The following is an 11,362-nucleotide window of genomic DNA, read 5'->3' as shown; positions in this document are numbered from 1 at the left end:
TGTAGGACGCAGCTATCAAATCAGGTTTACGCTAACTCGCCCTGTTTCCAGCGGTCAATAGCTGGCTGCATTTGAACTCAGGAACCGGGCATGCCTGAATTATGATTCAAATCAACTAGTGCGATGCGGCAATGTTAGTCGTACCAGTGGCTGTGATGTTGGCGAATCGTCTTGCGGAGGCTAAACCCATAGCTGATGATAACGGCAGTGATGATGGTTGCAAGCGTTGCGTATAGCCAGGAACCAGCTGTACTAAAGTAAGTGGCATAGCCAATGCTCAGACTCGCGAGTCCAACGATTGGCAGTAAAATTTTGGCGGGTGCGGGGTGCAAGAAGACGACACCCGCTAGCCATAAGACGGCTGCTGTGACCATCGCGTCAACGCTGATGGCCGTTCCAAAACTAGTGATGAGGGTGAGCAATGCCAGTAGCGTTCCAACGACGAGTAGGAGCGTTGCAAAGCCGTTGCTCAAAGTCCAAGTAATTCTTTTCATCATGATTCGCCTCACTTTCTGCTACCTATATTATAAGCTAATTAGTGGTTATGAAAGAAATAATATGCTGACGAATCGGTTTACAATGTTATGAAAATCATGAGTTTGTGAATAAATCCTTGAAAGCGTATGCATATTTAGCTAAACTGACAGTAGGCACACTTGATGATGGATGGAGGAAAAATAGTCATGGCAAAAATTTTAGCAATTAACGCCGGCAGTTCGACTTTAAAATGGAAACTTTTTAGTGTTCCAGAAGAAACGGTTATCGCATCAGGAATGGTTGACCGGTTGGGCTTACCGAATTCTGTTTTTACGATTAAAAAAGCAGATGGGAGTAAAGAGACCGAAACCAAGGATACGATTGACGCTAAAGAAGCTGCCGCAATGGTTTTAACGCGGTTGAAGAATGATAACATCGTCGACCAACTCACTGATATCAAAGGGGTTGGACACCGGGTCGTCGCTGGTGGCGAAGACTTCAAGGATTCTGTTGTGATTACGCCGCAAACATTGAAGAAAATCAAGGATTTATCTGAGTATGCGCCGTTACATAACCCAACGCAGGCTTACTATATTGAAGTGTTCCGTGATTTGTTACCAAAAGCGGTTCAAGTCGCGGTCTTTGATACATCGTTGTATGCGGATATGCCAAAAGTTAATTATTTATACAGCATTCCATACGACTACTATGAAAAATTCGGTGCACGGAAGTATGGTGCTCACGGGACTAGTCATCGTTACGTGGCCAACCGGACCGCTCAATTACTGGGCAAGCCCCTCGATGAATTGAAGTTAGTCACCCTGCACTTGGGCTCTGGCGCTTCGATCACGGCCTTTGATCATGGTCAAGCCATTGATACGTCAATGGGCTTCACGCCATTAGCCGGGATTACGATGAGTACGCGTTCTGGTGATATCGACGCGTCGATTATTCCGTTCTTAATGCGGCACCTCGGTATTTCAGACGTTGAGGACTTCATCGACATTTTGAACCACAAGTCCGGTCTCTTGGGTATTTCAGGCTTGTCACCAGACATGCGTGACCTGGATAAGACGCAGGATACACGTGAACAGTCGAAGCTTGCGATTGAAATCTTCGTGAACCGGGTTGTGAAGTACGTTGGGAGTTACATTGCCGAAATGAACGGTATTGATGCACTCGTCTTTACCGCCGGCATGGGTGAAAACTCATGGATGATTCGCGAACGTATCGCCAAGTCACTGGGTTACTTCGGTATCACGGTCGACGTTGACAAGAATCACATGCACGGCAAGGAAGAAGTCATCAGTAAGGAAGGCGAACCAGTTAAAGTAATGGTGGTGCCAACCAACGAAGAATTGATGATTGTTCGTGATGTTGAACGCTTATCTTCAGCTAAATAAATCATTTTGAAAGGCGCGGGCCTCGGAATTTTAATTCTGGGGCACGCGCCTTTTGCGATTTCACTTTTGCGATTTCACTTTTGCGATTTCACTTTTGCGATTTCACTTTTGCGATTTCACTTTTGCGATTTCACTTTTGCGATTTCACTTTTGCGATTTTGTTTGTTCGTCAAGATTACCTTAGTTCAGTTGCTTAGCTAATCAATGGCCTTAGCTCGCCGATTGGTCGGACGGCTGGTTTGCAGTATTTGACTGAGTCTCAGCGGCCAAGGCGGCGACCACGCTGGTTTTCGGCCACGACGGCGCGTCCAAAGGAGACGTGGTTTGCTTCTTTAAAAATTCGTGCGTATGCAACAATTTGTTGGTCGACGATTTTGAAGACGTGGTGTGCTTGTAAATCAATCGCGTCGACTTCTTGGTAGATTCGTTGTTGCTCGACGACGAACGTTTTGACGCGTAGTTCGTAGATGGCGTATAATTCAGTTGTTGTTAGTTCTGAGAATGTTTTGATTGACCACATGGTGAGACCTCCTTGGCGTTGACGTTAAGTTTATCACCAGATGATTGTATATGCAATAATAAAAAGGAGCGCTTATGATACCAACACTGAGATTGATGGGGACATTGTCGCGGATGGTGACGAATGAGGGAAACCAGCGCTTTGCCAAGTATGGGTTGAACAATAATCAATTCATTTACCTGATTCGAATCTGCGAACAGCCAGGGTTATTTTTTAGTCAACTTGCCGACCAGATGAAGATGGATCGGACAACTAACTATCGGGCAGTCCAGAATTTGATTAAAAAAGGGTATGTCCGCAAAACGTTACATCCAGAAAATAAAAAGGTCCGCTGCCTCTACCCAACGGCCGCGGGCAAGAAGCTATACCCAGAGTTGCATGCCTATGAACAGTGGTGTGCGGACTTGGTCGGAGCGCGGTTGACGGCCGGACAGCGGCAAGTTTTGTTCGAGAGTTTATCTCTCGTGACGGCCAATGTCGCCGACCAGTTGGACTGAAAGGACCCGGGTAAAGTCGCTGGACATAAAATTAATTGTAAGCAACCAAATTAACATGCCGTTTTAGCTGAATTTTATGTCAGAAGAGAGTAACATGTAGTTATCAAGTTATAACTGGATTAATGAATTGAACGCATGGCTAGCGTCCGTCTCAACAGACACATTAGTCTACGCTTATAATGAAAGGGGTTAATAAATCATGGCAAAAACTTTAGTGCTAGGTGGGGGTTACGCAGGGATGCGCGCCGTCAAATTTTTACAAAAGAGTCTTCCAACCGAGGACGAAATCGTATTGGTCGACCAGACGCCGACGCATACTGAGAAGACCAATTTACACGAAGTCGCAGCGGGAACCATCGCGCCGGACCGGATTACTTATCAAATCCCAGAAATTATTGGCAAACGGGTCCAATTTGTTCAAGCAACGGTCAACAATGTGGATATTGAAACCAAACAAGTCAGCTTCGATGACCATGCCGACATGACGTATGATTACTTAGTCTTAGCGCTTGGTTTTCAATCTGAAACATTCGGGGTTGAAGGCGCTGATGAAAATGCGTTGCCAATGGATGACTTGGCAACGTCACAAGCCGTTTATGAACATATCGAGGAACGGTTCAAGGTTTATCGGACGTCCAAGGATAAGAACGACTTGAAGATCGCCGTTTGTGGCGCTGGTTTTACGGGAATCGAATTACTGGGTGAATTGACCCAATCATTGCCAAAATTACAGGCCAAGTATCAGACACCAGCTGCCAAGGTCGTGTGTCTTGAACGGATGCCATCGATCTTGCCAATGTTCACCCAAGAACTTCGCGATTATGCCTTGAAGTTTATGGAGAAAAATAACGTTGAAATGCGGTTAGGTTCAGTGATTGAAGCCATCAAGCCAGGTGCCGTTGTCTACAGCGATGCTGATAAGAATGAGCATGAATTCACGGCCAACACCATTATCTGGACGGTCGGGGTCAGTGGCTCACACGTGATTGCGGATTCCGGCTTTGAACAACGTCGTAACCGGGTCGTAGTTAAGCCTGACCTTTCGTTAGAAGGCCATCCAGAAGTCTTCATCGTTGGTGACGTGGCCGCTGTGATGGATCCAGAAAGCAACCGGCCTTATCCAACCACGGCACAGATCGCCTTAGCAGCTGGTGAACAAGCCGCCAAGAACATTGGGGCGTTACGCCATAACCAAGCTACCACGACGTTTAACTACGAATTCAGTGGGACGGTCGCATCATTGAGTGACCGCGATGGTATCGGCCAAATCTTCAGCAGCAATAAGCCTGTGCACGGTTATGCGGCTTCTGCCTTGAAGAAGATTATTACGGACCGCTCATTGCTTGAAAGTGCCCACCTCGGCACCGTCTTCAGCAAGGGTCGTTTCGATTTGTATCATTAATCTTTAAAATGAATAAGTTGTCCGCGTTGCTGGAATAACGCGGGCTAGCGGCGTACTGATTCGAGGATGGGTCTCGGATCAGTACGCCGCTTTTTGTGTTGCGAATTGCGGCGATGATGTCTGATTGCAAGAGAAGATGGAGTTTGACCAGTAATCGTGTGGGTGGCGGGATTGGCAGAATAGATGTCGTTACGGACAATCTATCACTGGTTAGTGAGCTTGGATAAAATAATTTTGGCCAGATATTGGATTGTAAGCGCCGAAGTAGAGCCAGTTATGCCAGGCTGTGTGATAGAAGCTACGACTTGGAACGGCTGCCAAATATTGGACCAGAGAACTTGGAGCGGGTCGATTGGTTATGTAAACGGCAAAAGCGCCCTTGTTTACTGAAAATCTAATGTTGTTGGGTTTTTCGGTGGTAGCGAACAGATTTCCGCCGTAATACATTCCGGAACCCCAAAAATTGTTCGATTGGCCGTTATTCCGCCGTTTGACGGTTGTTGGTTGCTTTAGGCTAGTGTTTTCGCTAATTAGTTCTTGAGATGTTGCATCAAATGATGGCACCTGATTACCATTCTTGTCATAAATCACGACTGGTTCAGCTGCGACGCTTTGCTTGGTAGTGGGACTTGAGTTGATATTTACGGCATAGAAAGAAATTGATGCAATCAGCCCTAAAATCAATAACGGTAATGCACATAACACAATCAAAATGCGCTTTTTCATAATATCTAGCTACTTTCTTCTGGTTTGGGGAAAAACATCGGTGCTTTTACCCGAGAAGTATATGATGTTGAGCTCTAAATCGCAACTTAGCCAATATATTAATATTTCGTTGGCTTTGCAGGTGTAAATGTTGATATTTAATTTGCGCGTTCTGCTAATTAACGCTTTCCAGTAACTCATAGATATAATTGTGTTGATACTATAATCTTTACGTAATCTATGTGTTGATTAAATTTAATTATTCTAATCATAATAGACTTAATCCTACCATTCAATATTCTTTGATAAAATCAAATCTCTGTTTAAATGATTAATGCTGTTATTTTTTATAAAAAGGAACTTTTATCCCGCTAAATCAGCTTTTTAATCTTGTTTTATGAGATTGATTGAACCCAACGGTTTGTAGTATAATACATAGTCAAAACTCAAAGGGGTGTCCCGATTGTATAAAATTTTAGGCCTGTTAATTATATTGCTACTATCGTTTTTTTCTATACGATAATACTAATGCATAAGCGTAATGTACTTGTGCCCAAAAGGTATAAATACGTCGCCGGTATATTTATAGAGCAAGCTCATATTGGCAAATTTACGAAAACTTTTACACCTATTCTCCGCGACACAATAAAGCATTCTAAGCTGTTATACGCGTTACTAATTTTCTTGAAGGAACTGTACATTCTAGGCGTCGCCGGTCTTGTATGGTGCATTTTTTTATTCCAGAATTCCAAGCCGCTATGGGTGCCTGTTTTTGGAATTTCCTACCTTATTTTCAGTATACGGCCGCTCGTTCTTCAGATGTTTAGCTACGCTTTCTACAACAAACGCCCAAAAATAGATGACGCAATCATTCTTCCAAATAGAAGCACTCGTGCTAGATTTCGATGGCTGATGTGGTCACTATTTTATTGTTGCATCTCAATCGGGCTCCTGCTAATAACGATAATTTTAGGAATACAGCTAAGTACCATGCATTTTATAATAATGAAGTGAGTCGGCATTCTGCCATGTGGTGGTATTTTTTAATGTGATACCAATACGGTCAGATGCATTACAAGCTGCCGAAAAATGGACAAAGATCCTGCTGGGTGTCTATAACCCAGGTATGTCACAAAGAACGTTGATATGACGTGTTGGAGATTCAGGGATACTTTGTACGTACGCGCCAATATGGCTTGCTTGTAAATTGGTGCTATGACGATCCATTTGATCGAATATTTGCCGTCCCAATTGCGCCTTTTCAGCAGTGGAATCGTTCATTAGGGCTGCTGATTTACCATCAGTTATCAAAAGCGTTGTGCCTTCATTTCTAAAAGAAACCGAGACACAACGCTTTGGTTCAAAATACATTCCGAAAATAACGTCACCCGTTTTAGAAAGGTCGGGCCAAATTAATGACTTTATATCCAGAGCAACTCCTTATCCCTGTGTTTCAGAGCACCTTATTGAATCAGGCGCTTACCGTGGTTGGCTACGGTGCTTTGTACTGGCTAGCTGGGATCATTATGCGTCCAATCGTCCGTAGACAAATAGATCTGTTGGAAAAAGCAGGGTTACTCAAAACTGATCAAGAGGTAAAAAAGACCAAGCTGGACAGGATTCTAAAACGAACCAAAATAGTGACAGTGACAGTGGCTGTGAGTTTGTTTGTGAGCGTATTGGCGCTAAAGTACGATTATTACTACGTTATTTTTGTTATTGTATCGCTTAAAGTTTGCATATCACTACTATATTTGACGGTTCTGGTAGAGTGCTGGATTCCGGTAAGGATGCTAATTGAGAAAGGTTCTTTACTTCAAAAGACCCATAAACTGGGAGCTGAGACGAAACGCTTGGGAATTACAGTGATTAGGAAACTAGAATGGTTATTGATAACAGACGCCGCCTTGAAACTCCCCGTTGCGTTGATATGTCTAAGCTTACATCTCCCTCAATTGGCCTACTAGTCAAATATACGCCCAGTTTACCCGTTGCCACAGTTGCGCAATCAACCGCTGATTTGGACAATTAAGTTACCAGCTGTCGTTACTATCCGCCTGTGACCGATTACGCTTACAATCAAGGTAATCAAGGGGGGCGATGACAATGACAACGCCATTAGTGGTAGCACCAATTAAAAAGTGGTTCGTTAGTTTCGTGGTTGTCGTGGTAATAGTGACGCTCTGGTCGCAGGCAATCTGGTGGTTAGCGAGCAGTGCATTTGGATCATTGATCATACTCAATTTACAGTTCTTAGTCTTTCCGAATACGGCGGACCGGCACTGGCTGAATCGGTTGTGCCTCGGATTAGTCTTCGCGCTAGTCTTAATCGCTAATCTTAAGTTTATCATCGTTAGTGCAATGGTCTTTCACTAACACTAGTGACTGAATGGCGGCGTTACTCGATTGCGAGTCAGAGGGAGCGAGTCGCCGTGCAGCTAACGGCTGGCCTGACAATTGAACACGCGTGAGAATAATAAAAAAGTGGTGCTAGCTAAAGCTAACATCACTTTTTGGCGTCTCAGATTAATGGTGCATCTTGAATTCCAAGTAACGATCATTATATAGACCGACTTTGGCGGGTGATAAATCTTGATAGATTTGAAGGTGCTTGATAGTTTGGTTATCTGGGTAGAACTGCCGGTCATTGCGAATTGCTTTAGGCAATAGCGCTTTGGCCTTGCGGTTCGGGGTCGCATAGCCAATGTACTCGGCGTTTTGTGCGGCATTTTTGGGCTCGCTCATGAAATTCAAGAAGGCGTAGATGGCTTTAAAATGCTTGGCGGTCTTTGGAATGACCAAGTTGTCAAACCACAAGTTACTGCCTTCAGACGGCACGACGTAGTGGAGATGTGAGTTGCCGTCCAACATCTCACTCGCTTCACCAGACCAGTCAACCGCAATCGCCGCTTCATTTTGAATCATGTACATCTTGATCTCATCGGCAACGACCGCTTTGACGTTTGGCGATAACCGATTCAGCTTATTGCGCGCTGCCAGTAAGGTCGCCGGGTCAGTGGTATTCATGGATTTGTTCATAGAGGCGAGGGCAAAGCCCATCACGTCACGTGCGCTATCGATCAGCATGATCTTATTTTTGTACTTTTGTTGCCATAAATCGTTCCAATGCTGAATGCTGCCCGGTTGCACGTACTTGTCATTATAAATAATCCCCAGTGTTCCCCAGAAGTACGGCACGGAATAACGATTGTGCTTGTCGAAAGCGAGGTTCATGAAACGCGGGTCGTAATTCTGCATTCCGGTCAGCTTGCTTTTATCGAGTGGTAAGAGCAGGTGGGCCTTTTTCATTTTCTCAATCATGTAATCGCTAGGGACGGTCAGGTCATAGCTGGTACCGCCTTGCTTGATCTTGGTATACATGGCTTCGTTGCTGTCGAAGGTCTCGACGTTGACGTGATACCCGGTCTGCTTCTGGAACTTCGTGAGTAAGCTCGGGTCGATGTAGTCACCCCAAGTATACAAGTTCAACACCTTTTTACCGGTGCTACCGGAGCTCGTCTGTAAGCGTTGTGCGCCAAAAGCGAGCAGACCACAGACGACGAGCAGACTGACGATGATACCGAATAACTTTTTCATTTCCGCCGCCCCCTAACTGCTGGCCGCCGGTGCCGACTGCTGTATTGGTTGATGAAGTAGTAACCAATCACTAACACGAGTGCCATTAAGAACATGAGTCCGGATAGCGCGTTGATCTCCAAGTTGATGCCTTGACGCGCCCGTGAATAGATTTCAACTGACAACGTACTGAAGCCGTTCCCGGTCACGAAGAAGGTCACGGCAAAGTCATCGAGCGAATAGGTCAGCGCCATGAAGAAGCCCGAAAAAATCCCCGGCATGATGTACGGAATAATGATTTGGCTGAGTAGTTGCCAATTATTAGCGCCTAAATCCGCCGCGGCATCGAGCAAACTCGAACTCATTTCCTGAATCTTGGGGAGCACCATCAAGACCACGATGGGAATCGAGAAGGCGATGTGGCTCAGTAGCACTGAACCAAACCCGAGTGGGATTTTCAGTGCCGTGAAGAAAATCAGAAAACTAGCCCCAATGATGACATCGGGTGAGACCATCAGGATATTGTTCAAGGATAACAGCGTGTTGCGTGTGATTGGCTTGGTCGTACTATTGATGCCTAATGCCCCGAGCGTACCGATAACGGTTGCTAATAGTGAAGATAAGAGGGCAATCAATAAGGTATCCAGAAAAATCGCAATCAACCGCGTGTCGGCGAACAAATCTTGGTAGTGCTGCCACGTAAATCCGTGGAAGTTGTTCATGGTCGTCCCCTGACTGAAGGAGTAGACGATAAGAAAGATAATTGGCGCGTATAACACGATAAAGATGAACCAGAGGTATAGATTGCGCCACTTGAAGTTACGTAACGTCATTATTTCGTCAACCCCTTTCGTGTGCGTCGTTTGCCACCACTAGTCAGCCACATGATAATGACCATCGCGATAATCAGTACAACGCCGATCGTCGAGCCCATGCCCCAATTCATGGTCGTTAAGAAGTGCTCTTCAATGGCAGTCCCCAGCGTGATTACTTTGTTCCCGCCAATCAAGCGCGTCAACATGAAGAGTGATAGCGATGGAATGAAGACGGCCTGAATCCCAGCTTTGACGCCCGGTAAGGTCAAGGGGAAAATGACCCGACTGAATGTTTGCCAATTGGTCGCCCCTAAGTCACGACTGGCATTGATATACGAGGCGTTCAGTTCGCTGATCGAGTTGTAAATCGGCAGGACCATGAACGGAATTTGAATGTAGGCCGCAACAAAGATAAAGCTAAAGTTCGTGAACAGCAGCTGCTTGGGACCAATGCCAATAAAACTCAAAAATTGATTGGCGATTCCAGCTTGGCTGAAAATTCCAATGAAGGCGTAGGCCTTTAACAAGAGATTGATCCACGTTGGCATGATGATCAGCAGTAGCCATAGTTGTGGATGCTTGGTCTCGTTGAGCAAGTATGCCGTGGGATAGCTGATCAGAATGGTTGCCAAGGTGATCAAAAAAGCATACCAGACGGAGTTGAGCGTCATCATCAAATAAGTGTTGGACGAGAAGTAGGTCTGGTAATTGCCAAACGTGAATTGTCCATCAATGTTAAAGAACGATTGATAAATGAGCAATAGCACGGGCGCGATGACGAAGAGGATGATCCATAACATGTACGGAATGAAGTAAGCCGTGTTACGACTCAACCGTTGTTTTTGTTGCATGCTGGCCACCTCCTAATCATCTTCATATTGTTCAAGCCGGGCGTCGAAAGCCGCTTCGCTTTCGTTGAGGCGCATGACGTGAATGTCTTGCGGGTCAAAGGTCAAGCCGATTGGTTCACCTTCTGCCGCCGGGTTGGTCGAGTGGACGAGCCATTCGTTGTGGTCGGTATCGTAAGCCACGATTTCAAAGTAGTTGCCGCGGAAGAGTTGTGAATCCACGGTGACTACGAGCTTGCCCTGGTCCGCCGCGACGATGTCCAAGTCTTCTGGTCGGAGCACGACTTCGACGGGTTCGTCTGGTTGCATGCCGGCGTCAGCGCATTCGAAGGATTTGCCAACGAATTCGACTTCGAAGTCCTGCAGCATCTTGCCGGGAATAATATTACTTTCGCCAATGAAGTTTGCAACAAAGTGATTGATGGGTTCGTCGTAAATGTCGACTGGTGAGCCACCTTGCAGGATCTCACCAGCGTTCATGACAAAAATCTCATCACTCATGGCGAGGGCTTCTTCTTGGTCATGGGTCACAAATAGGAAGGTGATGCCAAGCCGTTGTTGCAAGTCGCGTAATTCATACTGCATGTCTTTACGAAGTTTGGCATCAAGCGCTGATAGCGGTTCGTCCAGCAATAAGACTTTGGGCTGCATGACCAGTGCCCGGGCAATTGCGACCCGTTGTTGTTGTCCGCCTGAAATTTCACTGATTTCGCGGTCGCCGAGGTCCGCCAGTTGCACCATTGCGAGCGCGTCTTGAACCCGAGTCTCGATTTCATCCTTAGGCACTTTATGGAGCTTGAGGCCAAAAGCCACGTTTTCCGCGACATTCATGTGTGGGAAGAGTGCGTAGTCTTGAAAGACCGTATTGACCTGTCGTTGGTTGGCTGGTAGTCCGTTGATGAGTTGCCCATCGAAGTAGACTTGTCCCGAAGTCGCGTCGGTAAAGCCCGCAATGGTCCGTAGAATCGTTGTTTTACCGCAACCAGAAGGGCCTAGTAAGGTGTAGAACTTACCGGCTTCTAGGTCGAGATTGATATTTTTTAAAACTTGATGTTCCCCGTAACTTTTTGTGATATTCGTTAACCGAATAATTGGTTGTGCGTTAACCGCCAAAGTAAA

General features: G+C 45.7%; 12 protein-coding genes. 5 read left to right on the top strand and 7 right to left on the bottom strand.

Going from position 1 to position 11,362, the window contains the following annotated elements; genetic code table 11:
- Positions 1-134 precede the first annotated feature (134 nt).
- Positions 135-497: a hypothetical protein gene (locus MZO40_RS00960; RefSeq protein WP_088770172.1), complete on the bottom strand. Its 363-nt coding sequence runs from the start codon at positions 495-497 to the stop codon at positions 135-137.
- Positions 498-683: 186 nt separating this feature from the next.
- Here MZO40_RS00960 and MZO40_RS00955 point away from each other — a divergent pair, with 186 nt between their 5' ends.
- Positions 684-1,880 (top strand): acetate/propionate family kinase, encoded by a 1,197-nt coding sequence (locus MZO40_RS00955; RefSeq protein ID WP_101872724.1) that lies wholly within the window; start codon positions 684-686, stop codon positions 1,878-1,880.
- 259 nt (positions 1,881-2,139) lie between these two features.
- Here the strand turns inward: MZO40_RS00955 and MZO40_RS00950 are convergent, their stop codons facing one another.
- Entirely contained in the window at positions 2,140-2,400 is a 261-nt protein-coding gene (locus MZO40_RS00950) for a GNAT family N-acetyltransferase (RefSeq protein WP_252133047.1), read from the bottom strand.
- Between the two features lie 74 nt (positions 2,401-2,474).
- On the opposite strand from MZO40_RS00950, the gene MZO40_RS00945 reads away from it, so the two are divergent.
- Together MZO40_RS00945 and MZO40_RS00940 are read left to right on the top strand one after the other, a co-directional pair.
- The gene (locus tag MZO40_RS00945) at positions 2,475-2,897 is read left to right on the top strand and encodes a MarR family winged helix-turn-helix transcriptional regulator (RefSeq protein ID WP_105920280.1); all 423 of its coding nucleotides are present in this window, start codon (positions 2,475-2,477) and stop codon (positions 2,895-2,897) included.
- 199 nt (positions 2,898-3,096) lie between these two features.
- Positions 3,097-4,299 carry an NAD(P)/FAD-dependent oxidoreductase gene (locus MZO40_RS00940; protein ID WP_252133046.1) on the top strand — a complete coding sequence of 401 codons (1,203 nt, stop codon included), beginning with the start codon at positions 3,097-3,099 and terminating at the stop codon, positions 4,297-4,299.
- A gap of 210 nt (positions 4,300-4,509) precedes the next feature.
- Here the strand turns inward: MZO40_RS00940 and MZO40_RS00935 are convergent, their stop codons facing one another.
- Positions 4,510-5,025 (bottom strand): hypothetical protein, encoded by a 516-nt coding sequence (locus MZO40_RS00935; protein ID WP_225367156.1) that lies wholly within the window; start codon positions 5,023-5,025, stop codon positions 4,510-4,512.
- Positions 5,026-6,419: 1,394 nt separating this feature from the next.
- Here MZO40_RS00935 and MZO40_RS00930 point away from each other — a divergent pair.
- Both MZO40_RS00930 and MZO40_RS00925 read left to right on the top strand, forming a co-directional pair.
- Entirely contained in the window at positions 6,420-6,971 is a 552-nt protein-coding gene (locus MZO40_RS00930) for a hypothetical protein (RefSeq protein WP_105960803.1), read from the top strand.
- 139 nt (positions 6,972-7,110) lie between these two features.
- The gene (locus tag MZO40_RS00925) at positions 7,111-7,380 is read left to right on the top strand and encodes a hypothetical protein (protein ID WP_105960802.1); all 270 of its coding nucleotides are present in this window, start codon (positions 7,111-7,113) and stop codon (positions 7,378-7,380) included.
- 150 nt (positions 7,381-7,530) lie between these two features.
- Here the strand turns inward: MZO40_RS00925 and MZO40_RS00920 are convergent, their stop codons facing one another.
- The 4 genes from MZO40_RS00920 to MZO40_RS00905 are packed head-to-tail and all read right to left on the bottom strand — an operon-like array spanning position 7,531 to position 11,356.
- A complete protein-coding gene (locus MZO40_RS00920) occupies positions 7,531-8,601 on the bottom strand; it encodes an ABC transporter substrate-binding protein (RefSeq protein WP_003637543.1) in 1,071 nt (356 codons plus the stop codon).
- Positions 8,598-9,413 carry an ABC transporter permease gene (locus MZO40_RS00915; protein WP_105960801.1) on the bottom strand — a complete coding sequence of 272 codons (816 nt, stop codon included), beginning with the start codon at positions 9,411-9,413 and terminating at the stop codon, positions 8,598-8,600. Before MZO40_RS00915 ends, MZO40_RS00920 begins: the two co-directional genes overlap by 4 nt.
- The gene (locus MZO40_RS00910; RefSeq protein WP_105960800.1) at positions 9,413-10,246 is read right to left on the bottom strand and encodes an ABC transporter permease; all 834 of its coding nucleotides are present in this window, start codon (positions 10,244-10,246) and stop codon (positions 9,413-9,415) included. The genes MZO40_RS00915 and MZO40_RS00910 overlap by 1 nt, the downstream gene beginning before the upstream one ends.
- Before the next feature lie 12 nt (positions 10,247-10,258).
- The gene (locus MZO40_RS00905) at positions 10,259-11,356 is read right to left on the bottom strand and encodes an ABC transporter ATP-binding protein (RefSeq protein WP_088770167.1); all 1,098 of its coding nucleotides are present in this window, start codon (positions 11,354-11,356) and stop codon (positions 10,259-10,261) included.
- Positions 11,357-11,362: the final 6 nt, after the last annotated feature.

It is taken from the genome of Lactiplantibacillus sp. B652 (assembly GCF_023806745.1).
Taxonomy (GTDB): domain Bacteria; phylum Bacillota; class Bacilli; order Lactobacillales; family Lactobacillaceae; genus Lactiplantibacillus; species Lactiplantibacillus pentosus.
Note: the sequence above shows the minus strand (reverse complement) of the source record. Positions and strands in the feature narration are given on the sequence as shown.

Excerpts from the sequence above, each read along its gene's own strand:
- MZO40_RS00920 (WP_003637543.1), bottom strand. The coding sequence starts at position 8,601 with ATGAAAAAGTTATTCGGTATCATCGTCAGTCTGCTCGTCGTCTGTGGT.
- MZO40_RS00945 (WP_105920280.1), top strand. The coding sequence starts at position 2,475 with ATGATACCAACACTGAGATTGATGGGGACATTGTCGCGGATGGTGACG.
- MZO40_RS00950 (WP_252133047.1), bottom strand. The coding sequence starts at position 2,400 with ATGTGGTCAATCAAAACATTCTCAGAACTAACAACAACTGAATTATAC.
- MZO40_RS00935 (WP_225367156.1), bottom strand. The coding sequence starts at position 5,025 with ATGAAAAAGCGCATTTTGATTGTGTTATGTGCATTACCGTTATTGATT.
- MZO40_RS00940 (WP_252133046.1), top strand. The coding sequence starts at position 3,097 with ATGGCAAAAACTTTAGTGCTAGGTGGGGGTTACGCAGGGATGCGCGCC.
- MZO40_RS00915 (WP_105960801.1), bottom strand. The coding sequence starts at position 9,413 with ATGACGTTACGTAACTTCAAGTGGCGCAATCTATACCTCTGGTTCATC.
- MZO40_RS00960 (WP_088770172.1), bottom strand. The coding sequence starts at position 497 with ATGATGAAAAGAATTACTTGGACTTTGAGCAACGGCTTTGCAACGCTC.
- MZO40_RS00910 (WP_105960800.1), bottom strand. The coding sequence starts at position 10,246 with ATGCAACAAAAACAACGGTTGAGTCGTAACACGGCTTACTTCATTCCG.
- MZO40_RS00925 (WP_105960802.1), top strand. The coding sequence starts at position 7,111 with ATGACAACGCCATTAGTGGTAGCACCAATTAAAAAGTGGTTCGTTAGT.
- MZO40_RS00955 (WP_101872724.1), top strand. The coding sequence starts at position 684 with ATGGCAAAAATTTTAGCAATTAACGCCGGCAGTTCGACTTTAAAATGG.
- MZO40_RS00930 (WP_105960803.1), top strand. The coding sequence starts at position 6,420 with ATGACTTTATATCCAGAGCAACTCCTTATCCCTGTGTTTCAGAGCACC.